Source organism: Glycomyces sp. NPDC047010 (genome assembly GCF_040644205.1).
Lineage (GTDB): Bacteria > Actinomycetota > Actinomycetes > Mycobacteriales > Micromonosporaceae > Glycomyces.
In genome coordinates, this window is record NZ_JBEYVY010000004.1 from 392,953 (window position 1) to 418,308 (window position 25,356).

The 25,356-nt window shown below is 69.6% G+C and carries 15 protein-coding genes; 13 read left to right on the forward strand and 2 right to left on the reverse strand.

Translation table 11 applies throughout. The features are described from left to right. Positions 1 to 15: 15 nt before the first annotated feature. The gene (locus AB0A65_RS10975; protein ID WP_359949781.1) at positions 16 to 1,920 is read right to left on the reverse strand and encodes a beta-galactosidase; all 1,905 of its coding nucleotides are present in this window, start codon (positions 1,918 to 1,920) and stop codon (positions 16 to 18) included. A gap of 137 nt (positions 1,921 to 2,057) precedes the next feature. On the opposite strand from AB0A65_RS10975, the gene AB0A65_RS10980 reads away from it, so the two are divergent. The 5 genes from AB0A65_RS10980 (at position 2,058) to AB0A65_RS11000 (ending at position 7,593) form a co-directional block, all read left to right on the forward strand. Then, positions 2,058 to 3,305 carry an extracellular solute-binding protein gene (locus AB0A65_RS10980; protein WP_359949784.1) on the forward strand — a complete coding sequence of 416 codons (1,248 nt, stop codon included), beginning with the start codon at positions 2,058 to 2,060 and terminating at the stop codon, positions 3,303 to 3,305. A 62-nt stretch (positions 3,306 to 3,367) separates the two neighbouring features. After that, the gene (locus AB0A65_RS10985) at positions 3,368 to 4,315 is read left to right on the forward strand and encodes a sugar ABC transporter permease (RefSeq protein ID WP_359949787.1); all 948 of its coding nucleotides are present in this window, start codon (positions 3,368 to 3,370) and stop codon (positions 4,313 to 4,315) included. Between the two features lie 32 nt (positions 4,316 to 4,347). After that, entirely contained in the window at positions 4,348 to 5,130 is a 783-nt protein-coding gene (locus tag AB0A65_RS10990) for a carbohydrate ABC transporter permease (protein ID WP_359949790.1), read from the forward strand. A gap of 22 nt (positions 5,131 to 5,152) precedes the next feature. After that, complete coding sequence (locus AB0A65_RS10995) at positions 5,153 to 6,649, forward strand: alpha-N-arabinofuranosidase (RefSeq protein WP_359949793.1); 1,497 nt, start codon at positions 5,153 to 5,155, stop codon at positions 6,647 to 6,649. Further along, positions 6,649 to 7,593, forward strand: coding sequence for a glycosyl hydrolase (locus tag AB0A65_RS11000; RefSeq protein ID WP_359949796.1), 945 nt, complete (start codon positions 6,649 to 6,651; stop codon positions 7,591 to 7,593). The genes AB0A65_RS10995 and AB0A65_RS11000 overlap by 1 nt, the downstream gene beginning before the upstream one ends. Positions 7,594 to 7,604: 11 nt before the next feature. On the opposite strand, the gene AB0A65_RS11005 is transcribed toward AB0A65_RS11000, so the two are convergent. Then, positions 7,605 to 8,594: a LacI family DNA-binding transcriptional regulator gene (locus tag AB0A65_RS11005; protein WP_359949799.1), complete on the reverse strand. Its 990-nt coding sequence runs from the start codon at positions 8,592 to 8,594 to the stop codon at positions 7,605 to 7,607. Positions 8,595 to 8,788: 194 nt separating this feature from the next. On the opposite strand from AB0A65_RS11005, the gene AB0A65_RS11010 reads away from it, so the two are divergent. From AB0A65_RS11010 to AB0A65_RS11045, 8 genes are all read left to right on the forward strand, one after another. After that, positions 8,789 to 10,438 carry an AbfB domain-containing protein gene (locus AB0A65_RS11010; RefSeq protein WP_359949802.1) on the forward strand — a complete coding sequence of 550 codons (1,650 nt, stop codon included), beginning with the start codon at positions 8,789 to 8,791 and terminating at the stop codon, positions 10,436 to 10,438. Between the two features lie 78 nt (positions 10,439 to 10,516). Beyond that, positions 10,517 to 14,788, forward strand: a complete 4,272-nt coding sequence (locus AB0A65_RS11015) for a putative Ig domain-containing protein (RefSeq protein ID WP_359949805.1) — start codon at positions 10,517 to 10,519, stop codon at positions 14,786 to 14,788. A gap of 160 nt (positions 14,789 to 14,948) precedes the next feature. Continuing rightward, positions 14,949 to 18,869, forward strand: coding sequence for a LamG-like jellyroll fold domain-containing protein (locus AB0A65_RS11020; protein WP_359949808.1), 3,921 nt, complete (start codon positions 14,949 to 14,951; stop codon positions 18,867 to 18,869). A 110-nt stretch (positions 18,870 to 18,979) separates the two neighbouring features. Next, complete coding sequence (locus AB0A65_RS11025) at positions 18,980 to 19,987, forward strand: LacI family DNA-binding transcriptional regulator (protein ID WP_359949811.1); 1,008 nt, start codon at positions 18,980 to 18,982, stop codon at positions 19,985 to 19,987. Between the two features lie 166 nt (positions 19,988 to 20,153). Next, a complete protein-coding gene (locus AB0A65_RS11030; RefSeq protein ID WP_359949814.1) occupies positions 20,154 to 21,410 on the forward strand; it encodes an extracellular solute-binding protein in 1,257 nt (418 codons plus the stop codon). Between the two features lie 65 nt (positions 21,411 to 21,475). Continuing rightward, entirely contained in the window at positions 21,476 to 22,408 is a 933-nt protein-coding gene (locus tag AB0A65_RS11035) for a sugar ABC transporter permease (RefSeq protein ID WP_359949817.1), read from the forward strand. A gap of 2 nt (positions 22,409 to 22,410) precedes the next feature. Continuing rightward, positions 22,411 to 23,220, forward strand: a complete 810-nt coding sequence (locus AB0A65_RS11040; protein WP_359949820.1) for a carbohydrate ABC transporter permease — start codon at positions 22,411 to 22,413, stop codon at positions 23,218 to 23,220. A 26-nt stretch (positions 23,221 to 23,246) separates the two neighbouring features. Then, positions 23,247 to 25,265 (forward strand): TIM-barrel domain-containing protein, encoded by a 2,019-nt coding sequence (locus AB0A65_RS11045; protein ID WP_359949823.1) that lies wholly within the window; start codon positions 23,247 to 23,249, stop codon positions 25,263 to 25,265. Positions 25,266 to 25,356 lie beyond the last annotated feature (91 nt).

Below are 25,356 nucleotides of genomic sequence, written 5' to 3' on the forward strand. Positions count from 1 at the left end.
TGTCGGTTTCGCGGGTCACTTGGGGAGGTGGCGGGTCTCGAACGGGGCCAGCCGGAACGAGTGGAGTCCGGTCGCGACGTCGACGGGTCGGCGGGACTGGTTGACGAGGGTGACGCCGTGCGCGGTGGCGACGGCTTCGACGGCGGGGTCGAGGTCCTTGACGACCGGTTCGACCCGGGCTGATTCCAGCGCCCGGTCGAGCGTGAAGTCGATGCCGGCCCGGTCGGTGAAGCAGGCCAGGTGGAGCGAGGAGCCAGTACCGGCCTCGTTGCGGATGAGCACGGGCTCGCCGTCGGCGGTGCGGGCGAGGACGTGGCCGCCGTCGAGATCGAACTCCTCGATCATGGTCCTGACCGCGAACTCGGTGCCGCTCGCCCGCGCGACGAGTCCGTCCTGCGGCAGGACCCCGAAGAAGTCGACCGGCTGCCCGCCGAGGACGGCGGCGGTCTGGGTGCCGTACCCGCCGGGACGGAGGCGGTCGTGCTCGTCGGCGATGTCGGTGAACGCGGTCGTCACGAGGGTGCCGCCGGTGTCGACGAACCGTGTGAGCGAGGCGGCGCCGTCTGCGGTGAGCAGGTACAGCGCCGGTGCGATGACCAGGCGGAACGCCGACAGGTCGGCGTCGGCGCGCACGAAGCTCACCTGGACGTGGCGCTCGTGCAGCGCGGTGTACCAGGCGAAGACCTCGGCCTGGTAGTCGATGTCGGCGGGAAGGTCCGGCTGGGTGAGCGCCCACCAGTTCTCCCAGTCGAACACGATCGCGACCGCTCCCGGTGGCGGCGACGCCGGTTCCCGGTCTTCCAGGTCGGCGCCCAGTGCGGCGATCTCCGTCCAGGTGCGCGACCGGGTTCCGGAGTGGGGGAGCATCGCGGAGTGGAACTTCTCCGCGCCGCTTCGCGATTGGCGCCATTGGAAGTACATCACCGCGTCGGCGCCGCGGGCGACGGCCTGCTCGCTCCAGGCGGCCATCTGGCCCGGTGCCTTGGCGGCGTTGTTCGGCCTCCACTGGACCGCGTTCGGCGCCTGCTCCATCAGCAGCCACGGCCGGTCCGGTCGCAGGGACCGCATGAGGTCGGCCGCGAAGGCGGCGTGGCGGTGCGCGTCGGGCTCGCGCGGATCGGGATAGCCGTCGTGGGAGACGAGGTCGACCTCGGCTGCCCAGGCCCAGTAGTCCATCGCAGGGAAGGCGCCCATGAAGTTCGTGGTGATCGGCTGGGTCGCCCCGGCGGCGCGGAGCGCGTCGCGTTCCATCCGGTACAGGTCCAGGACCGAGTCGGAGGTGAAGCGCCGCCAGTCGAGCATGAGCGAGGGATTCTGGGTGGTCGGTGAGGCCCGCGGGGGTCTGACCTCGTCGAAGTCGTTGTAGTGCTGGGACCAGAAGGCCGTGCCCCATGCGTCGTTGAGCGCGTCGACGCCGCCGTAGCGGTCGGCCAGCCAGGCGCGGAAGGCGCGGGCGGCGTGCTCGGAGTAGTCGGCGCGCACATGGCAGGCGTACTCGTTGTTCACGTGCCACATCACCACCGCGGGATGGTCGGCGTAGCGGTGCCCGAGCGCGGTCGCCAGCTCCGAGGCGAGGCGCCGGTAGTCCGGTGAGGTCGGGGCGTAGTGCTGGCGGCTGCCGGGGCCGAGGACGGTCCCGGTCTCGGTGACCGGGAGGACGTCGGGGTAGCGGCGCACGAGCCAGGTCGGCGGGGAGGCGGTGGCCGTCGCGAGGTCGACGCCGATGCCGCCGTCGTGGAGCTTGCCGAGGAGGCGGTCGAGCCAGTCGAAGTCGAACTCGCCCTCGTCGGGCTGGAGCCGCGCCCAGGCGAAGATCCCGACGCTCACCAGGTTGACGCGCGCCTCGCGCATGAGGCGGACGTCCTCGTCCCACACCTCCTCGGGCCACTGCTCGGGGTTGTAGTCGCCGCCGAAGTACATGCCGCCTCCTGTTCGTCGATCCGGTGGTACCCGGTCCCGGGCGGTGCTATGGTAACCATTGCGTGAGCGATCACGCAAGTATTCATTCCTTCATCTACCTGCAACGAGAACCCCTACGATCCCTAAGGAGAAGCGCAATGTCGCCTTCCACCGCCACCCGGCTCACCCGCCGGTCCCTCGGGCGGATCGCCGCTGCGACCGCGGTCGCCGCCCCGGTGGCCGGAGCCCTCGCCGCCTGCTCGGGCGAGGACGACCCGAACAAGATCACGTTCCTGTCCTGGGACAACGCCGAAGTGATGGGCCCGGTGATCGAGCAGTTCGAGAAGGACAATCCCGACTACCACGTCGAAGTCCAGTACGCCGCGCCCGTGGCCGGGTACATCCAGAAGCTCCAGACGCAGTTGGGCTCCAACAGCGCCACGGACGTCTTCATCATCACCGCCGAGAACAAGAAGCAGCTCATGGACGGCGCCTTCGTCCAGGACCAGTCCGGCGAACCGTGGGCCTCCAACCTCAACGAGACCGCCGTCGAGACGTACTCGCGCGACGGCAAGCTCTACGGCTCGGCCATCTCGTCCTGGGCCGGCGGCATGGTCGTCAACCGCGACCTCGTCCCCGGCGAGTTCCCGGCCGACTGGGACGGATTCCTCGACCTCTGCAAGCAGCTCAAAGCCGACGGCACCGTCCCCTACCTCGAAGCGGTCGTCGGCATGACCGACACGTTCTGCGCCCTGCTCGGACAGCAGAACGTCGTCCACGGCGGCACCATGGACCAGCAGATCTGGGACGGCGACCTCACCTTCGAGGAGGCGTGGACCCCCGCGGTCAAGGCCTGGTACCGGCTCTTCGAGGAGGGCATCCTCGACACCTCCGCGGCCGGTCTGACCGGCGACGTGGTGCTCCCCGAGTTCCAGCAGGGCCGCCTGGCCGTCATGACCACCGGCTCATGGGGCATCAGCGGCATCAGCAACGGCGCGCCCGACCTGGACTTCCGGTTCGAAGCCGTCCCCGGCTCCGCCGGCGAGCCGTACTGGTCCGGTGCGGTCTCGCCAGGGCTCGCCATCAACGTGAAGGCGAAGAACCCCGACGCCGCGAAGGTCTTCATCGAGTGGATGTCCACCGAGCCGGGGGTGAGCTTCTACCAGCAGGCCAACCAGTTCATCTCCACCGTCAAGGACTACGAGCCCGATCTGCCCGCGCAGCTCGGCGACCTCGTCACGGCGGTCCAGGACGGCGAGTACTACCTGCCCGCGGTCAGCTGGATCGACAACAACGACGCGCTCTCCACCGAGGCCAACGCCCTCACCCAGCAGCTCGCCACCGGCGATATCGAGCCCGTCGACGTCGGCAAGGCGATGGACGCGAAGCTCGCGTCCCTCCGGTAGCCGCCCGGCCGGGGCGGGAGGCAGCCCGCCCCGGCGACCCGTCTCAGAGAGGAGACCCCGACATGGGCACCGCCACCGCCCCACCGCGACCGGTGATCAGGCAAGCCGCCCCCCAGCCCACGCGCCTGGAGCGCCTGCGCCGCCGCGGCATCGAGCCGTACCTGTTCACGCTGCCGGTCATCGTCGTCTTCGTGGTGCTGTTCGCCGTTCCACTGGTGTACTCGTTCTACTACAGCCTCACCGACTTCAACGGCTACTCCACCGACGTGAACTTCGTCGGATTCGAGAACTACACCACGATCTGGCAGGACACCTCGATGCTCGCCGCACTCGGGTTCACTCTGCTGTTCACGGTCGCGACCACCGTGGCCATCACGGTCCTGGCGATCCCGCTCGCGCTCATCCTGAACCAGAAGTTCTTCGGCCGCAACCTCGTCCGCTCCGTGTTCTTCTTCCCCTCCGTGGTCAGCGTCGCGATCCTCGGCCTGGTGTGGGGGTTCATCCTCGCGCCCTTGGGGTCCGGGGTCATCAACTCGGTGATCGGCTGGTTCGGCGCACAGCCGGTCGCCTGGCTCGCCGAGCCGACCCTCGCGAAGTTCAGCGTCGTCGCCGTCGCCGTGTGGAGCGGCACCGGCTGGCATGCGGTGCTCTACCTCGCCTACCTCCAGGCGATCCCCTCGGAGTTCTACGAGGCTGCGAGCATCGACGGCGCCTCGCGCTGGCAGCGGTTCCGGCACCTGACGCTCCCGCTGCTCACCCCGGCGATCACCATCAGCCAGCTGCTCCTGCTCACCGGCGGACTCAAGGTCTACGACCTGCCGTACACCCTCACCGGCGGCGGTCCGGGGTTCGCCACCCGCACGTTGACGCAGTCGATCATCGAGAACGGCATCGCCCAAGGCGAGGTCGGCAAGGCGTCAGCCCTCAGCGTGGTGTTCTTCCTGGCGGTCGGGCTCATCATCGTCGCCCAGCTCGCCCTGTCCCGCCGTCTGGAGGCCCGGTTCTCATGAGAAGCCTGCGCAGCATCCTCCTGAGTATCCTGATGCTCCCCATCGCCGGCGTCGTCGCGATCCCCTTCTACTACATCCTGGTCAACACGTTCAAGACCCAGCCCGAGGTCTCCGCGAGCCCGCTCGCACTGCCGTCGAGCCCGGACTTCTCGAACTACGCCGAGGTCTTCGAGAGCCTGCCGATCGTCCAGTCGTTCTTCAACACCCTGTACGTCGGCGTCGTGTCGATCGTGCTCATGCTGCTGGTCGGCTCCATGGCCGCCTACGGCATGCTCATCGGCCGCGGGCGGTTCATGACCTTCGTCGGCATGCTGTGCCTGGTCGCGTTCCTCGTCCCGGGCCAGACCACGCTGATCCCCTTGTACCGCATGCTCACCGGCATGCAACTGGTCGACACCCTGGAGGGCCTGATCGTCCTCTACATGTCGGGTGCGATCTTCTGCTACTTCCTCATCGTCGGCTACATGCGCACGATCCCGACCGAGATGTTCGAGTCGGCGCGGATCGACGGGGCGAGCGCCTTCCGCATCTACTGGTCGATCGTGCTCCCGCTGATCCGCCCGATCCTGGTCACTGTGGGGGTGTTCCAGGCGATGTGGGTGTGGAACGACTTCATCACCCCGAACGTGTTCATCAACTCGCCCGACAAGCAGACCCTGGTCCTCCAGGTCTACAGCGCGGTCGGGCAGTTCACCACCGACTGGCCCGCGTTCATGACCCTCAGCGTCATCGTGCTCGCGCCGCTGGTGGTCCTGTTCATCTTCGCCCAGCGCCACATCGTCTCCGGCCTCGTCGCCGGCAGCGTCAAGGGCTGACCACTACTCCGAAACGGATCTGATGTTCTCCGCGAATCTGAAACTCCACCCCGACTTCACGATCGGGACGGTCGAGCGGCGCCTCTTCGGCGGCTTCGTCGAGCAGATGGGCCGCCACATCTACGGCGGCATCCACGAGCCCGGCCACCCCACCGCGGGCCCGGACGGGTTCCGCCGCGACGTGGTCGGCCTCGTGCGCGAACTCGGGATCACCGCCGTCCGCTATCCGGGCGGGAACTTCGTGTCCGGCCACGACTGGGAGGACGGCGTCGGCCCGGTCGCCGACCGTCCGAGGCGCCTCGACCTGGCCTGGCACTCGCTGGAGACCAACGAGGTCGGCCTGCACGAGTTCAGCGACTGGCTCGACCTCGTCGGCGCCGACCTCGTGCTCGCGGCGAACCTGGGCACCCGCGGTACGCGGGAGGCATTGCAGCTCTTGGAGTACGCGAACGTTCCCGGCGGCACTGCGCGGGCCGACGAGCGGCGCAAGAACGGCCGCGAGGAGCCCTTCGACGTGCGGATGTGGTGCCTGGGAAACGAACTCGACGGGGACTGGCAGATCGGGCAGAAGAACGCCGACGACTACGGGAAGCTCGCCGCGGTCACCGCCCGCGCGATGCGCGCGGTCGACGCCGACCTGGAGCTCGCGGCGTGCGGGTCCTCGTGGCGCGGGATGCCGACCTTCGGGGTCTGGGAGCGGACGGTCCTGGAGCACGCGTACGACCAGATCGACTACATCTCCTGCCACTCGTACTACCACGAGGAGGACGGCGACACGGCGAGCTTCCTCGCGTCCGGAGCGGACATGGAGGACTGCATCGAGAGCGTGGTCCACACCATCGAGCACGTGCGCGCGGTCAAGCGGTCGAAGCGGCGCATCGACATCGCCTTCGACGAGTGGAACATCTGGTACCAGGACCCGAACGAGATCGACGTGACCTCCTGGCCCGTGGCCCCGCGCCTCTTGGAGAACCAGTACTCGGTGACCGACGCGGTCGCATTCGGCGGGCTGCTCATCACCTTGCTCAAGCACGCCGACCGCGTCAAGGCCGCGAACCTCGCGCAGCTGGTCAACGTGATCGCCCCGATCATGACCGAGCCGGGCGGGCCCGCGTGGCGCCAGACCACGTTCCACCCGTTCGCCGCGACGGCGCGCCTCGCGAGAGGGACTGCGCTGCAAGGCGTCCTCGACGCGCCGACCGTCAGCACCGCCAAGTACGGCGAGGTGCCCGTGCTCGACGCCGTCGCGACGATCGACGGGGACCGCGCCGCCGTGTTCGTCCTCAACCGCTCCCTGGAGGAATCCGCGTCGCTGACCGTCGACGCCGGTCTGCTCGGGGTCGACGGTCCGGTTCGCGCCCAAGGTATCTGGGATACCGACCGCCACGCCAAGAACACGCTCGAAGCGCCCGACCGTGTGACGCTGCGCGAGAACACCTCGATCGCCCGGGAGGGCGGGACGGTGTCGGTCGAGCTCCCGCCGATGTCCTGGACGTGCATCACCATCGGAGGAGTCTGATGACCGCGATCCCGAAGCCCCTGTTCCGCGACCCGGTCCACGACGGCGCGGCCGACCCCACCGTGATCTGGAACCGCACCGCGGGGGAGTGGTGGATGTTCTACACCAACCGCCGCGTGCTCGCGCCCCCGGTGGACGACGTCTCGTGGGTCCACGGGACCGACATCGGCATCGCCTCCTCAAGGGACGGCGGCGCCACCTGGGTCTACCGCGGCACCGCTCAGGGCCTGGCGACGGGCTGGGGCCGCGACACCTACTGGGCCCCCGAGGTCGTGGACGACGGCGAGCGGTTCCACATGTACGTCAGCGTCATCGAGGGCGTGCCCACCCGCTGGGGCGCCGATGCGCGGATCCGCCACTACACCAGTACTGATCTGGCGCGTTGGACCTTCGAATCCACTCTCGACTTGGACTCGCGACACGTCATCGACGCGTGCGTCGTCCCGCTCCCCTCAGGGGGATGGCGGATGTGGTTCAAGGACGACGACCACGGCACGCACACCTACTGCGCAGACAGCCCCGACCTGCACGACTGGACGGTGGTCGGACCGGCGGTGACCGTCTCTAAGCACGAGGGCCCGAACGCGTTCACCCTCGGCGGGTCCCACTGGATGCTCGTCGACGAGTGGCGGGGCCTGCGCGTCCTGCGCTCTGACGACCTTGAGACCTGGACACCGCAGGACCGCATCCTCGACGCCTCCGGAACCGGTCCCGACGACGGTGGGAACGGCCTGCACGCGGACGTCGTCGTGGTCGGCGAGGACGCGTTCGTCTTCTACTTCACCCATCCCGGACGCCACCGCGATGCGCCGGTGCGCGACAACCTGTACGCGCACCGACGCACCTCGATCCAGGTCGCCAGAGCGCATGTTGTCGACGGGGTTCTGGTGTGCGACCGCGAGGAGGTCCTGACCGGCCCGATCCTGCCGCTCGCAGGACCGTGACCGCCTGCGGCTCAGGCGGACTCGCGCCAAAGGACGGATGGCACCGCTAGACGGTGCTCGTACGGGCCCTGGTCTTCGGCCAGGGCCCGTTCGATCACGGCAACGATCTGGCCGGTGAAGTCCGTGCCGAGTATCGCCAGGCTGGTGAGCGCGGGGGAGGTGACGGCGCCGAGCGAGAGCCCGTCGACGCCGACCAGCCGCACCCGGCCGGGGACGTCGACGCCGAGGCGGTGGGCGGCCCGCAGTGCGCCCATGGCGATGAGGTCGCTGAAGGCGATCACGGTGTCGGTCTCGGGGAACCGCTCCATGAGCCGCTCGAAGCCGAGTTCGCCCGCGTCCACGGACTGCGCCGGGGCCTCGCACACGATGACGGCTCCGGTCGAGGCCGCGTCCACGGCGCCCTCGTAGGCGGTGCGGCGGCTGCTCGGCTCGTACGCGGTCCCGAGCGGCTGGCTCTCCAGGAGCGCGAACCGCTGCGAGCCCTTGGCCCGCAGCGCGGTGACGAGTCCGGCGAAGGCGGTGTCGAAGTCGAGGTCGACGGAGTGCAGGCCTGCTGCGGTCGCGGTGCGTCCCAGGGTGACCAGGGGGGCGCCGCGGGCGGCGGTGACCATCGCGGCCTCGTCCGCGCTGAAGTAGCCCACGACGGCGTCGACCTCGCCCGCGAGGCGGCCGATGAGCGCGGTCTCGGACTCGCCCTCGTGCGAGGAGATCGTCATCTGCCAGCCGCGCGCCGAGGCGGCGTCGAGGAGGTCGGCGGTGAGCTCGGAGTAGTACGGGTTGCGGAAGGAGTCCACGACGAACGCCACGGTCGTGGTCTTCGCCGAGCGCGCGAGGTTCGCGGCGAACCGGCTGGGGCGGTAGCCGAGCCGCTCGCTGACCTCCAGGACGCGGGCCCGCGTGGCCTCGCTGATCCGCGGCATCCCGTTCATCGCCCGGGTCACGGTCTGGCGCGAGACGCCGGCCTCCTTGGCGATGTCCTCGATGGTCACTCGTCGCTGCATGGCACCCATTATCACCTGTCGCTCGGCTAGTGCGCGTCCTGAGGGGCCTCAAGAATGATCTCCTCAAGGCATTGACATGTGTGAACAGTCCAGATACCGTTTTCTACACCTCCATTTGCGTGAGCGATCACGCTTTGGACTGGTCCGCGGTGGCATCCCCCGGCATCGCCTGCCGCATGGCGCAAAGGAGCACCATGTCGTCTCCCCCCTCCGTCCTCCCCGTCCCCAGCACCACTCGACGCCGCCTGCTCAAAGGCGCCGCCGCCGTCGGCCTCACCGCCGCGGGCCTCGGCGGCATTCGATCGGCCTCGGCGCAGACCGCCGCGGCCCCGGCGCACCCGGGCATGCTGCACACGGCGTCCGACCTCGCCTACATCACCGCGAACCTCGGGTCCGACCCCTGGCTCTCCGGCTGGCAGAAGCTCACCGCGAGCTCGCACTCCCAGTCCACCTGGACCCCCAGCGCCACAGCGGTGATCACCCGCGGCGGCTCGGGCACGCAGAACTACCCGGTCCTCTACCGCGACGTCCACGCCGCCTACCAGAACGCGCTGCGCTGGCGCCTCGCCGGCACCACCGACAACCGCGACGCCGCCGTCGAGATCTGCAACGCCTGGGCGTCGACGCTCACCGAGATCAACGGGAGCACCGACGCGCTGCTGTGCGCCGGGATCCAGGGCTACCAGTTCGCGAACGCCGCCGAGCTCATCCGGGACGCCCCCGGGTTCGACATGGCCGCGTTCCAGACGATGATGCTGGAGGTCTTCCATCCCTGGACCAGCGGATTCCTCAACGTGCACAACGGGACCTGCTCCACACACTACTGGGCGAACTGGGACCTGTGCGCCATGAACGCCGAGCTCGCGATGGGCATCCTCTGCGACGACGACACACTCGTCGAAGACGTCCTCGACTACTTCTGGAACGGCGTCGGCAACGGCTCCATCCGCGGCGCGGTGCCCTTCACCTACGACGACGAGGGACTCGCGCAGTGGCAGGAGTCGGGCCGCGACCAGGCCCACGCCGTCTTCGGCATCGGTCTCATGGCGACCTTCATGGAGACCGCCTGGAACCAGGGGATCGACCTCTACTCCGCCGACGACAACGCGTTCGCCAAGGCAGCCGAGTACGTCGCCAAGTACAACCTCGGCAACGCCGTGCCCTACACCACCTACGCCTGGGGCTCGGGCACCAACTGCGCCTACAACGAACAGACCGCCATCGGCGAGGCCGGGCGGGGCACCGTGCGGCCGATCTGGGCCATGATCCACCACCACTACTACTCCCGGCGCGGTCTCGACCTGCCCTACACGGCGGAAATGGCCGCCTCCATCGCTCCCGAAGGCGGCGGCGGCGACTACGGCTCGACCTCCGGCGGCTACGACGCCCTCGGCTTCGGCACCCTCCTCTACAGCCGGAGCCGGGCCACGGTGCCCTACAACCGGATCCAGTCGTACAACTACCAGACCCGCTACTGGCGGCACGCCGGATTCGCCGCGAACATCTCGGTCGACGCGAGCCCCGCCGAGGACACCTGGTTCCAGGTCGCCGCGGGCCTGGCGGACCGCGCCGACGACTGCGTGTCGTTCGAGTCGGTCAACCTCCCCGGCTACTACCTGCGCCGCAACGGCTCAGTGCTCAAGCTCGAAGAGCACGACGGTTCGGCCCAGTTCGCCGGGGACGCGACCTTCCGCGCGGTCGCCGGACTCGCGGACGCCTCGTGGACCTCGTTCCAGGCATATGACGACGCGACTCTGTACGTGCGGCACGCCTACTACGTGCTCCGCACCGACGTGATCGACAGCGGCGGCCACGCCGACGCGACCTTCAAGATCACGACCTGATCCCCTCCCGCGGGCCGGGCTCCCGCCCGGTCCGCGGCCGTTCCGACCACCCGTCCCCCTCACTGAAATCAGGAACCGATGACACACACCAGACAGAGAAAGCGCTTGCGCCCCTTGGCGCTCGCCGCCGCCCTCGCGACCGCGGTCGGGCTGGTCGCCCTTCCTCAGCAGTCCGCGCAGGCGGTCGAGTACAGCGACCTCATCACCGAGAACGTCGTGGCGATCAACGAGACCGTCTCCGACGAGGGCTTCGTCCACCCGGGCGTCGGCCTGACCGCCGAGGACCTGCGGAACGCGCAGACCCAGGCCCGCGCCGGGGTCGAGCCGTGGGCCTCCTACTTCACGGCGATGGCCGACACCTCGTTCGCGTCCACCACCTACCGGGCGTCGAACTCCAAGTCCGCGGCGCAGCCCGACGTCCCCCTCGACCCCACCTTCACCCAAGTGGGCCTGCGGTACCGCGAGACCAACGACTCCTTCGGGGCGCTCACGCAGGCGCTCATGTGGACGATCACCGGCGACGAGGTGTACCGGCGCAACGCGATCCAGGCACTCCGCACGTGGGGCGGCATGGACCCGACCAAGTACGCGTACTTCCCCGATGCGCACATCCACACCGGGCACCCGCTGTACCAGTTCCTCATGGCCGCGGAGATCATCCGCGCCACCGAGCCCGTGGACGACGACACCCACGGCGAGTACGGCGGGTACGACGTCATCTGGTCCGAAGAGGACGACGCCGACCTGTTGACCAACTTCGCGAACCCGGTGGTGGAGACCTTCCTCTACTCGAACACGAAGTGGATGAACCAGCACAACTTCGGCCTGTTCGGGCGCATCGCGACCGCGATCTACGCCGACGACGCCGAAGGGTATGCGAAGGGCGTCGAGTGGTTCACCGTCAATGCGACCTATGACGGCTACGACAACGGGTCGATGGCCGCGCAGATGCCGCTCATCGACGCCGACGACCCGCTGAACCCGTACGGCACCGACTTCGTGCAGGTCCGCGAGATGGGCCGCGACCAGGCGCACGGCGAGTGCAACATCGACAACTTCACCGGCCTCGCCAGAATGCTCGAAGTGCAGGGCACCACAGTAGACCCGACTGCGGGGACCGTCTCCGACGCCGCGGACGCCGTGAGCGCCTACGACTTCCTCGACCGGCGCCTCCTCGACGGTGCCGACACGTTCTTCGGATTCATGATGGGGCAGTGGATGCCCTGGACCGACGAGCGCGGCGACGGCTGGAACGGCACCATCTCCGAGGCGTACCGCGGCCGCCTGTTCAACCCCGTCAACGAGCTGTACTACGAGTACGCCTACGAACGCGGGGTGGACGTCGAGACCGAGGCGCCCTGGCTGGCCGAGCTCGCGTCGCGGATGGACGGACCGTACTACTACTACGGGACGGGCGTCGCGAACTTCTGGGGCCCCGGCGACAAGAACCCCGAGTACTGGGTGGCCTTCCCCGAGGAGCTCGCGGGCACCGGCCCGACGCCGGTCCCCGACGACGCCGCGCTCACCTTCGAGCGGATCGGCACGACCCTGGACGAGGACACCGAACTGGTGACCGAGGACGGGGAGACCTTCGCGCGGGCGACGCTCTCCGAAGCGGGCACCACGACCGCGGTCAGCCGCCTCATGTACGGCACCGGCGCCGTTCTGGGCCTGCGCTACCGCAGCGACGGTCCCGCGAGACTCGAAGTGCGCACGAAGGAGGAGGCCTCCGGGATCAACCCCGACGAGTACGACGCCGACTCCATCGCTGTCAGGGACCTCCCGGACACCGGCGGCGAGTGGCGGTACATCACCTATCCCGCGGGCGGATCCAACACCCACTTCTACCGTCTCACCGGCGCCGCCGGCGACACTGTCGACCTGCACAGCGTGATCCTCTCCGCCGCGACCGATCTGACCGCCCCCCAGTTCGCGCAGACCGAGTCCACCTTCTACCTGACCGCACGCGAGGAGCGGGCGGTCGACCTCTCCGCCGTGGACACCGGCGGGAACGTCGCGTACACGGTCCAGGGGCTGCCGGACGGCGCCGAATTCGACGCCGCGACCGGGCTCCTCCAATGGACCCCGGCCAAGACCCAGTCCGGCCGGTACGACGTCGTGATCACCGCCGACGACGGCGAGACCGTCGCCTCCCGGGCCTTCGAACTGGTCGTCTCCAAGAACCGGATCAAGACCGTCGACGCGATCGTCGCGGACGGGACCGACCGCGGCGCCGTCTACACCACCGTCTCCCGCGAGCCCTACCGAGCGGCCCTCGACGCCGCGAAGCAGGCCGCCGAGGACGGCACTCAGGAGGAGTTCGAAGCGGCGGTGACCGCGCTGCTCGACGCCGTCAAGGCGCTGAAGCTGCTGAACCCGCGCCTCGACGGGATGCTCGACTACCGCTTCGGCGTCGTGAAGGCCACCGGGCTCGACGCGACCGGCGTGAACAACCTCGCCGACGGCACCATGACCTCCATCGGCGACCTGCGGACCGCATCGTTCGTCTACGACTTCGGCCCCCAGTACCGGGTCACGGTCGACGGCTTCGCGTTCCAAGCGCGGTTCACCTTCGGCAACCGCATGGAGGGCACCAACGTCTACGGCTCCACCGACGGCGTCCACTGGGACCTCCTCACCGAGCGACCGGCGGCGAACACCAACGAATGGGACCGCGTCGACGTCGTCGACGAGCACCGCGGGAAGCAGTACCGCTACCTCAAAGCCCAGGTGGACGAGCCCGGGATCCCGACCGACCCGGCCTACCCGGGCATCTGGTCCTTCGCGAACCTCGCGATCGACGGCGACCGGACCGAGGTGCGCGGCGACATCGACACCGTCTCGGTCTCCTCGCCGGACGCCGTCTCCGGACGCGTCACCGAAGGCGATGCGGTCACGGTCGCCTTCACCAGCCGTACCGAGATCACCGATGTGACCGTCGACGTCGGAGGCAGCGAGCTCACGGCGGCCAGCGACGACGGCCGCAACTGGACGGCCACCGGGACCGTCGGCCCGATCGAAGGGAGCGGACTGCTCGACGTCGCCATCGACCACACCACCGCCAAGGGGCGCACCGCCGCGACCGTCCACGGTGCCACCGACGGGACCTACCTGTACGGCGCCGACGAGAGCGACCTCATCGACCTGGCCGACTTCACGGTCGTCGACACCGCCGGGGAACCCGACGCGGCCAAGGCGACCCAGGCCGCCCGCATGCTCGACGGCAATCCGGCGACGTTCGCGGACATCGGCCCCGTCGACGGGGCCTACAGCCTCATCTGGGACGCCGGGGAAGGCTCCACGTTCGATGTGGACCGGCTCGACTTCCTGGCGCTCGCCAACAACAACGGCATGCTCCGGCTGCCCGGCCTCGTCTTCGAAGGCTCGGACGACCTCAGCGACTGGACCGCGCTGACCGATCCCCCGTTCAAGACCTACGCATGGCAGAACGTCGACGCGGACGGAGGCGCCTACCGCTATCTCCGCATCACCAACACGAACTGGATCAACATCACCGAACTGCGCGTCTACGGCACGGTCGCACTCGATCTCGACCCGATCCTCGCGCGCGCCGACGCGGTCGACCTGACCTCCTACACCCGAGGGTCGCAGATCCTGTTCCCCAGGGAGGTGGCGGCGGTCCGCGCCGCCGCAAGTGAGCCCGACGCCGACGAGACCGCGCTCGCGCGCCGCCTGCTCGACGCCTGGGACCTCCTCGACCCGGCCGCCGACACGGCCCCCGCCGTGCTCGACCCGACGTGGGTCACGGCCAGTACCGCCAGCGCCGACGGCACCGCCGCGGCCGCCAACGGCTGGCGCATGTTCGACGGCGACACCGGCACTTACACCGACACGACCACCAAGTCCTGCACCGACACCGTCCTGCCGACCGACGGCACCGCGTTCGAAGTCCTCTCGGTCAGGTACCACCCGCGCTCGAACGCGGTCTCCCGTGCCACCGGCATGCCGATCCAAGGCTCCACCGACGGCGGCGCCACCTGGACCACCTTCGCCAACACCGGCACCCCCGCCGCGGGCTGGAACACGCTGACCCTGAGCGAGCCCGCCGCCTACGAGGCACTGCGTATCAGCGGCGGCAACGGCTACTGCAACGTCGCCGAACTCCAGTTCATCGTCGCCGTCGTCGACAAGACCGGAATCGCCGTCCGCCTCGACGACGCGGCCGCGCTGACCGAGGCCGAGTGGACGCCCGGGTCATGGACGGCCCTGTCCGCCGCACGCGACGCGGCCCAGGCCGCCGCCGACGACAAGGGCATGACGCAGGAGGAGGTGGACACCGCCGCCGACGACCTCGCCGCAGCCATAGCGGGCCTGGTCGCCGCTGGATAAATGTGCAACGAACCGGTTCGTCAAGGTATTGCCTGTGATCGATATAGCAGGTAGGGTCATCAGCGAACCGGTTCGCTGTCCTGGGTCGGGTCGACGGGCCGCCTCTGCCCGTCGGCCCGACCCGGGCGGACGGACCTCTCAATGATGAGAGTGAGGCGCAATGACTTTGCGAGCAAGACCGGCCGCCCGTCCGTGGGGGGTGCTCGCCTCGGCCGTACTGGTCGCGGCCGCCGTCCCCTTCGCAGGCGACGCGGCCTCCGCGGCAGCGCTCGACGAGCACCTGATCCTGTCCTACGCGTTCGAGGAAGGGCAGGTCGCCGACGGCATTGTGGACGACCTCTCGTCCTCGGGCCTGGACGGAACCGTCGTCAACGCCGGGCAGGCGCCCTCGGTGCCCGGACGGACCGACGGCTCGACCGCCCTGGACCTGACCGGCGGGTCGGCCTCCTCGGCCACCGCGCCCTACGTGGCGATCCCGAACGGCCTCTTCGAGGGCCGCGACCAGGTGACCATCGCGACCTGGCTGCGCTGGGACGGCGGAGCCGACTTCCAGTGGGTCTACAACCTCGGCAAGGACAACGCCACCGCGACCTTCCTGACCCCGTCGTATCAGGGGCCCGGGACGAACCGGTCCTCGATCAAGCCGGTGAACGGCAGCGCCGAGGTCGGTGTGGACGGCACCGGGAAGCTTCCGGCCGGGCAGTGGGTCCAGGCCGTCACCGCCATCGACGGCGAGTCGATCGTCTACTACCTCAACGGGGTCGAGGTCGGCCGGACCGCTGCCCGGCTCGACCTGGACGCGGTCATGCACGACCCGGACGGGACCACGTCTGGCTTCATCGGCAAGGCGTTCTGGACCGGGCACCCGTTCTTCGACGGAGCGATCGACGACTTCCGGGTCTACGACACCGCACTGGACGCCGCCCAGGTCGCCGACCTCTACGGCGCCGACCTCCCCGTCCTGGAGACCGTTGACCAGGACGCGTTCGAGGTCCGCACGGTCGTCGGCGAGGCGCCGGTGCTGCCCGCCGCCGCGGCCGCCTCCTTCAGCGACGGCATCGGACGCAACGTCGGCATCGACTGGGACGACGTCCCCGCCGAGCGCTACGCCGAACCCGGCACGTTCACCGTGTCCGGCACCGTCGCCGGCCACGACTTCGCGGTGACCGCCACGGTCGAGGTCATCGAGAACGCCCTCACCGTCGACCTCGGACGATCCACAGGCGACTTCATGGGCGGTGCCTCCGGCACCCTCTACGGCCTGTACGACGAGGGCCTCCCTTCCGAGAACCTCATCGACGGCATCGACCTCACCACCGTCGCCACCAAGGCCCAGGACGGGCCCCAGCACCCCGGGGCCGACGCACTCGAAGTCCTCGGCCCCCTCGTGGAGGCCTCCAACGGCGACGTCTACGTCTACATGACCGACATCCACCGCGGCTTCCCCTACCAGTGGCCCGGCGACACTCCCGAGGAGAAGCTCGACACCTACCTCCAGAAGCTCCGCGACCAGGCCGAGCAGGTCGCGACGCTCCCCGCGGAGCAGCAGGACAACGTCGTGTTCATGCCCTACAACGAGCCCGAAGGCAACATGTTCGGCACCGGCGAGTGGAGCTACAACGGCGTCAGCTGGCTCAGCGACCCCCAGTACTTCTTCGCCGCCTGGGACGCCGCTTACGCGGTCATCCACGACGTCCTGCCCGAGGCCCGGATCGGCGGGCCGAACACCAGCGGCCTGTACAACCAGGTCGAGGGCTTCATGGAGCACACCGTCGCCGCCGGCACCGTCCCCGACACCGTCGTGTGGCACGAGCTCTCCAACCCCGCGACCATCCGATCCAACGTGGACCGGTACCGCGGCTGGGAGGCCGAGTTCTTCGCCGGCACCGAGTACGAGGGCACCGAACTGCCGGTCAACATCAGCGAATACGCCTACAACTACCACACCTCCGTGCCCGGCCAGATGATCCAGTGGATCTCCGCCCTCGAAGACTCCAAGGTCTACGGCGACATCGCCTACTGGAACATCGACGGGAACCTCTCCGACTCCGCCGTCCAGGCCAACCGCGCCAACGGCCAGTGGTGGCTCCTGAACGCCTACAGCCAGATGAGCGGCGACACCGTCGAGGTCACCCCGCCGCATCCGGGCGTCAGCTACACCCTCCAGGGCGTCGCCTCGCTCGACACCGGGCAGCGCCAGGCCCGGGTGATCCTCGGCGGCGAGGGCGGCGACTACGCGCTCAAGCTCGACGACGTCCCCTCGGAGGTCTTCGGCGACTCGGTCCGCGCCGTCGTCCGCGAGATCGACTGGAGCGGCCAGATCGGCGACTCGGCGCAGCCCGAGACCGTCGCCGAACTCGACGTCCCGGTCGCCGACGGCACCGCCTCGCTCCACTTCGGCGCCGGTGACCTGCCCTCGTTGAACGCCGAGTCCGCCTACGAGGTGATCCTGACCCCCGGCGACCCCGCTGCCGCGACCGCCGCGCCGCGCACCGCCTGGGAGGCGACCTATGAAGCCGAGGACGCCGACCGGATCGGTTCGGGCCTGAACGTCAACGGCCCCGAAGGGTCCCCGTCCAACGTCGCCAAGTTCTACACCTCCGGCGGCCACAGCATCGGCGGCATGCGCACCGGCACCGACAACGCCCTCGAATTCCACGTCGATGTCCCCGAGGACGGCGCCTACGACCTCAGCGTCTTCGCCGGCTCCCTCAACACCGACGCCGAAGTCCAGGACCAGGGCCCGACGAACCTCTTCCTCAGCGTCGACGGCGACCCCGCGACCGAACAGGAGGTGTTCCTGCCGCTCGGATACAAGTGGGTCGTGTGGGACCACGCCGACACCACCGTCGACCTGACCGCCGGTGAGCACGTGATCCGCCTGGGCACCAAGGCCATCGGCGGCGACGGCGCGATCACCGGCGACGTCATCGTCGACAAGCTCGACCTCACGCTGGCCGACCCCGGTCACGAAGACGTCTACGAGGCCGAGTACGCCGAACTCGACGGCGGCGCGAGCACTGCATACGGCGACACCCGAGGCGCCGTCGTCCCCGAAGGCGCGACAGCGACGTTCTGGACCTACGCCGCCGACGACGCCGGTGCACTCATCGACGTCGACGCCACCGGTCCGGTCACCCTCGACGTCAACGGCGAGACCGTCACCACCGGTGCCGCGGGCACTGTGGACGCCTTCCTGCTCGGCGGCGTCAACAAGATCACCGTCCACGGCGCCGACGCCCTCACCGTCGACCGCCTCGCCATCAGGGCCTCCGACGCACTCGCCACCGCCGTCTACGAGGCTGAGGACGGCGACCTCGCCGGGACCGCCGCCGCCACCGACCTGTCGCTGGCCTCCGGCGGCACCGCGGTCACCGGCATCGGCGGCGAACCCGGCAACGGCAACACGCTCACCTTCGACGCCGTCGAAGCCGCCGAATCCGGGAAGTACGCGCTGACCTTCCGCTACTCCAACGAGGAGCAGTCGCCCGCGACCCACTACAACCCCGACCCCGTCGCGCGGTACGCGCTCGTGTCGGTCAACGGCGCCGAACCGATCCGCGTGGTCTTCCCGCACTCGTTCCACGAGAACAACTTCTGGGAACTCACCACCGTGGTCGAACTCGACGCCGGGACCAACACGATCACCATCGCGGGGGAGGAGAAACCGCAGTTCGACGGCACCACCTACGCCTCCGACACCTGGCCCGGCGTCCTGCTGCGGTCCCAGTACGCGCCGAACCTCGACAGCATCGCCCTCACCCCGCTGTTCGCCGCGACCGAGCAGCATCCGGCGTGGGACGCCGCCACCGCCTACTCGACCGGCGACCTCGTCGTCCACAACCGCGCGGTCTACCGCGCGGCCTGGTGGACAGAGAACCAGGAACCGGGCGCGAGCGCCTGGGGCCCTTGGGAGGAGATCGCACCGGTGGCCGCCGACGGGATCGCCGAATGGACCGCCAGCCGCATCTACCACGCCGGCGACCGGGTGCGGTTCGGCGACGCCGTCTTCACCGCGAAGTGGTGGACCCGGAACCAGGAGCCCGGGGCCGCCTACGGGCCCTGGGAACGGGCCGGATAACGAGGACGGCCGGGTGCCCGCGACGGTCGCAGGCCGTCCCGAGCACCCGGCCGCCTTCCAGCGAACCGGTACACTCGACTCCTCAACCATCTCCATCGAAAGGGGTCGGCATGGCCACGATCGGCGATGTCGCCCGAGAGGCCGGGGTCTCCCGCAGCACCGTCTCCTCGGTCCTGACCGGCCGGAAGTTCGTCAGCCCGGAGACGAAGACGCGCATCGAGGCCGCGATCGCCAAGCTCGGGTACTCCGTCAACGCGGGGGCCCGCGCGCTCGCCACCTCCAGGACCATGACCTACGGCGTCGTCGTCCGCTTCCACGAGGCCGAGTTCAGCCCCGCACTCGCCACCTACCTCGTCGCGCTCGCCGACGCCGCGCGCGAACAGGGCTACTCGGTGGTCCTGCTGACCGAGCACGACGGCGCGGCGGCCGTGCAGCGCGCGATCGCGGCCCGCCAGGTCGACGGGTTCATCCTCCTCAACGTCGTCGACGGCGACCCGCGGCTCGACCCGATCAGCCGGTCCGGCTACCCCGCGGTCCTCGTCGGCATGCCCGAGGACACCCGCGGGATCGACGCGGTCGACCTCGACTTCGCCGGGGCGGCGACGATGCTCGTCGACCACCTCGCCGACTCCGGGCGCCGCGAGGCCGTGTTCGTGCGCTGGCCCGAGGAGCTGTACGCCTCGGGGAGCACCTATGCGACCCGGTTCGAGCGCGCCGCCCACCGCCGCGCCGCCGAGCGGGGGCTGCGCCTGGTCCACCTGCCCGTGCCGGTCGGACCCGAGCAGGTGCGCGCCACGCTGCGCACCGCCCTGCGGGATCCCGAGAATCCGCGGACACTGCTCATCCACAACGACGCCGCCGCCGCGATGCTCCCGTTCGTCCTCCACGACCTCGGACTCGACGTTCCCGCGGACCTGAGCGTCGTCTCGCTCCACTCCGCCGAGCTGGCGCGGCTCTACGTCCTCTCCTACGACGCGGTCGAGTCCGAGCCGACCGCCGTCGTGCAGGCCGCGGTCGAGATGCTGGGCAAGCGACTCGCCTCGCCCGACACACCCGTCCAGAAGCGCCTCGTCGTACCGCACCTGGAGCGGAAGGGCAGCGTCGGGACCGGCGACTGAACCCCGTTCCCACCTGCGAAGATAACAGTTCAACATTCAGCGAACCGGTTCGCCTTGACGATGCCGCAAGTCCTTGGCATGATCGTCAGCGAACCGGTTCGCTGACTTTTTGAATCCCTCGATCCAGCGCTCCACCGGGGACCCCTGCTCAACGAAGAGGTGGAACATGACCAAGCGAACGCACTGGCCCCTGGCGGCCGCGGCGGCCCTCGCGCTCAGCGCGGCGGCCGCATGCTCGAACGGCGGCACGCCCGAACCCGGCGCCGAAGGCAACGCCGAGGAGGGCTCGACGACCGCCGAGATCGCCTTCTGGGACCCGTACCCCCAGCACGCCGAGGGGTCGGCCTGGGACGAGCACGTCAAGTCCTGCGCCCCCGAAGGATCGGCGATCACGCGGACGAGCGCGCCGCAGACCGACCTGTTCAACCAGCTCACGACCGCGGTCAAGGAGGGCACCGCACCCGACGTGGTCCTGCTCGACAACCCGATGATGCCCGAGGCCGTCGCGGCCGGCATGCTCGCGACCGCCGAGCAGTCCGGCATCGACACCGCCGGCGTCGACGCGAACCTGCTCGGCCCCGGGGTCGTCGACGGCGAGGCCTACGGTGTCCCGTTCGGCTCCAACGCGCTCGGCCTGTATTACAACGCCGACCTGCTCGCCGCATCCGGCGTCGACCCGGCCTCGGTCACCGACTGGGACTCGCTCAACGCCGCCCTCGGACAGGTCGCCGACGGCGGCGGCAAGGGCATCACCTTCTCCGGCGTGACCGGGGAAGAAGGCGTCTTCCAGTTCCTGCCCTGGTTCTGGGGCGCGGGCGCCGACCTCGCCGACCCCGCCTCCGCCGAAGCGGTGGCCGCCGGGCAGCTCCTCTCGGACTGGATCGGCGAGGGCTACGCGCCGCGCTCGGCCGCGACCGACAACCAGTCCGCGGCCTGGGACCTGTTCCTCACCGGCGAGTACGCGTTCGCCGAGAACGGGTCCTGGTTCGCCGCAGCCGCGGCCGAAGCCGACTTCGAGGTCGGCGTCATCCCGATCCCCGCGAAGGACGGCGGCGTCGCCCCCGTTCCCACGGGCGGTGAGTTCGCCGTGGCGCCCATCCAGTCCGAGGACGCCTCCGACCACTACGCGAACGCCGCCGCGGTGATCGCCTGCCTGACCGAAGGCGAGGCGGCCCTCCAGACCAACGAGACGCTCGGCTACCTGTCGGCCAAGGCCGACGTCCGCGCCGAGCAGGTCGCGGCGAACCCCCTGTGGGAACCGTGGGTCGCCGCCGTCGAAGGCGCGCAAGGCCGCACCACCGACCTCGGCAGCGACTACGTCGGCGTCTCCGCCTCGCTCTCCGAGGCGATCACCGCGTCGCTGAACGCCGAAGGCGACCCGGCCGCCGTCGAGACCGCGTTCCAGGACGCCGGCGGATTCTGACGGACCGCCGACCCGCCCCGACCGGGCGGGTCGGCGCTCCCGCAACCGGATCGGAGCATCCCCCCATGACCACTGCGACCACCGAGGCGCCGCCGCGCCCGGCACCTACACGCAGGCGGCGCGCCCGCGAGTGGACCGCGATCGCGTTCATCGCGCCGCTGGTGATCTACCTGCTGCTGTTCTACGCCTACCCGCTCGTGGCGAACGTGTCGATGAGCCTGCACCGCTTCGACCGCGGCACCTTCGTGAACGGCGGCGCCCCCTTCGTCGGCCTCGACGTCTACGGCGAGGTCGTCGACAACCCCCGCTTCTGGACGGTCGTGCGGCAGACCGCGGCGTTCACCGTCGCGTCCCTGGCGTTCCAGTACCTGCTGGGACTCGCCGCGGCCGTGTTCTTCCACCGCGGCGGGTTCCGCCTCGCCGCGCCCCTGCGCGCCGCGCTCCTCATCCCGTGGCTCCTCCCGATCATCGTCTCGGGTACCACCTGGCAGTGGATGATGAACCCGGACAACGGCATCCTCAACGCCGCCTTCGGTGTCCTCGGCCTCGACCCGGTGTGGTGGCTCAGCGCCGACAACGCCCTGACGTCGGTGACGATCGTCAACATCTGGCTGGGCATCCCCTTCAACCTGGTGATCCTCTACTCCGGACTCCAGAACATCCCGAAGGAGCTCTACGAGGCCGCGGCCATCGACGGCGCCGGACCCTGGCAGCAGTTCCGGCGCATCACACTGCCGATGCTGCGGCCGGTCTCCCTGATCGCACTGCTCCTCGGCCTCGTCTACACGCTCAAGGTCGTCGACGTCATCTGGATCATGACCCTCGGGACCGGCACCTCCCAGACGCTCGCCACCTGGGCCTACGGCATGGCCTTCGGCAAGGGCGCCTCCGGCGTCATCCGCTACTCCGAGGCGTCGGCGGTCGGCACCGTCCTGCTCCTCGTCGCACTCGCGTTCGGGATGCTCTACACGGCCGCCCAACGGAAGCAGGAGAACTGACGATGCCCCGCACCTGGTGGAAGACCCCCGTCGCGCTCCTGATGACCGCGGTCATGCTGTTCCCGCTGTACTGGATGCTCAACGTCTCGCTCACGCGCCGCGACAGCATCCGCCGCGGCGACCTCCTGCCCTTCGACTTCACGCTCGACCACTACCGGGCCGCGTTCGGCGACCAGCTCCCGTATCTGGGCACGAGCCTCCTGATCGGGATCGGCACCGCCGCGCTGACCCTCGCGATCGCTGCCCCGGCCTCGTTCGCGCTCGCGAAACTGTCCGTCCCCGGCCGCGGCGTCCTCGGATTCGCGCTCATCGTGGCCCAGATGATCCCCGCCGTGGTCATGGCCCTCGGCTTCTACTCGATCTACAACGCGGTCGGGCTGCTCGACACGATCCCCGGCCTGATCCTGGCCGACTCCACGATCGCCGTCCCGTTCGCCGCGCTCCTCCTGACGGCCTTCATGGCCGGACTCCCGCGCGAACTGCTCCAGGCCGCGCAGCTCGACGGCGCCTCGCAGTGGCGCACGTTCCGGTCGGTCGTGCTGCCCGTCTCGCGCAACGCGCTCATCACCGCCGCGCTGTTCGCGTTCCTGTGGGCCTGGTCGGACTTCATCTTCGCCTCCACACTGAACCGCGAGGGGGGTGCGCTCCGCCCGGTCACCATGGGGATCTACGACTACATCGGCGCCCAGAACCAGGAGTGGGGGCCGATGACGGCCACCGCGGTCATCGCGTCCGTCCCGGCGGCGGTGCTCTTGGTCGCGGCACAGAGGTACATCGCGGCCGGCGTGACCGCCGGGGCCGTCAAGGATTGATCCCGACAAGGAAGATTGGCACCAGCATGAACCAGTTCGCAGTAGGCAAGGACGCTCTCACCTGGCGCGGCGACGGGGAGACCCTCGTCGTCCAGGCATGGGGGAAGGACTCGCTGCGCGTGCGCGCCAGCGTGTCCGGCGAGGTGCTCGACACCGGTTTCGCGCTCCTGGAGCCCGAGCCCGCCGACGTGCGGATCGAGGTCGACGGCGACACCGCGGTCCTCGTCAACGGCGGCATCACCGCCGTGCTCCGCGCCTGGGGCGGTTTCGACCACCAGACCGGCTACGACGTCTTCCACTGCTCGGTCGAATTCCAGGACGCCGCCGGACGCACGCTCCTGCGCGAACTCGGACGCGGCGGCGCTCTGAAGCTCGCCGCCCGCGAGTTCCGTCCGCTCGCCGGCGGCGCCCACCGGCTCCGCGCGGCGTTCGAGCCTCCGACAGGGGAGAAGCTCTACGGCATGGGCCAGTACCAGCAGGACATCCTCGACGTCAAGGGCTCCACCTTCGAGCTGGCGCACCGCAACTCGCAGGCGAGCGTCCCCTTCGTCATGTCCAGCGCCGGGTACGGGTTCCTGTGGCACAACCCCGCCATCGGGACCGCGACCTTCGCCGCGAACCGCACCGAGTGGACCGCCGACGCCACCCGGCAGCTCGACTACTGGATCACCGCCGGCGACACCCCTGCGCAGATCACCGCCGCCTACGCCGACGCGACCGGCCACGCCCCGATGATGCCCGAGTACGGTCTCGGATACTGGCAGTGCAAGCTGCGGTACTGGAACCAGGAGCAGCTCCTCGACGTGGCCCGCGAGCACAAGCGCCGCGGCCTGCCGCTCGACGTCCTCGTCGCCGACTTCTTCCACTGGCCCAAGATGGGCGACTTCCGCTTCGAGGAGGAGTTCTGGCCCGACCCGGCCGCCATGGTCGCCGAACTCAAGGAGCTCGGCGTCGAGCTGATGGTCTCCGTATGGCCGCAGGTCTCGGTCGAATCGGAGAACTTCGCGATGCTCAAGCAGGAGAACCTCCTCGTGCGCACCGAGCGCGGCCTGGACGTCCAGATGGGATTCCAGGGCCCCAGCATGTTCCTCGACACCACCGACCCCCGTGCCCGCGAGCGGGTCTGGGAGATCCTCAAGCGGAACTACCACGACCTCGGCATCAAGCTGTTCTGGCTCGACGAGGCAGAACCGGAGTACGGGGTCTACGACTTCGACAACTACCGGTACCACGCCGGACCGAACGTCGAAGTCGGGAACATCTACCCGCAGACGTTCTCCCGCATGTTCTACGAGGGCCAGCGCGCGTCCGGGCAGGAGGAGGTCGTCAACCTGGTCCGCTGCGCCTGGGCCGGGTCGCAGCGGTACGGCGCGCTCGCGTGGTCGGGCGACATCCACTCCGACTGGACCGACTTCCGCCGCCAGATCACCGCGGGCATCCACATGGGCGTCGCGGGGATCCCCTGGTTCACCACCGACATCGGCGGTTTCGGCGGCGGCGACGTCGACGACCCGCCCTTCCGCGAGCTCCTGGTCCGCTGGTTCCAGTTCGGGACCTTCTGCCCGGTCATGCGCATGCACGGCCACCGCCACCCCTCCGAGGAGGTCCTCGCCGCCGACGGCACCGTGCGCCAGGAGACCGGGGCCCCCAACGAGCTGTGGAGCTTCGGTGACGAGGTCTACGCGATCCTCTCGCGCTACGTCCACTTCCGCGAAGCCCTGCGCCCGTACACCCGGACCCTCATGGAGGCCGCCCACACCGACGGCCAGCCGGTCATGCGCGGCATGTTCCACGACTTCCCCGCTGACCCGACCACCTGGGACCTCGCCGACCAGTACATGTACGGCCCCGACCTCCTCGTCGCCCCCGTGACCGAACCCGGCGCAACCACCCGCCGCGTCTACCTCCCGCAGGGCGCCACCTGGACCGACCTCCACACCGGCACCGAACACCAAGGCGGCCAATGGATCACGGTCGACGCGCCGATCGAACTCATCCCCGTGTTCACCCGCGACGGCGCCCTTCCCGAACTCGTCGGACGATAGGTCGCCCTTGTCGCTGGATCGAGCCCCGTCGCGTTGCCCCAGAGGAGTGGGCCGCGTCTTCGGTTTTCTTGCCGCTCTCCACGGATGTGAT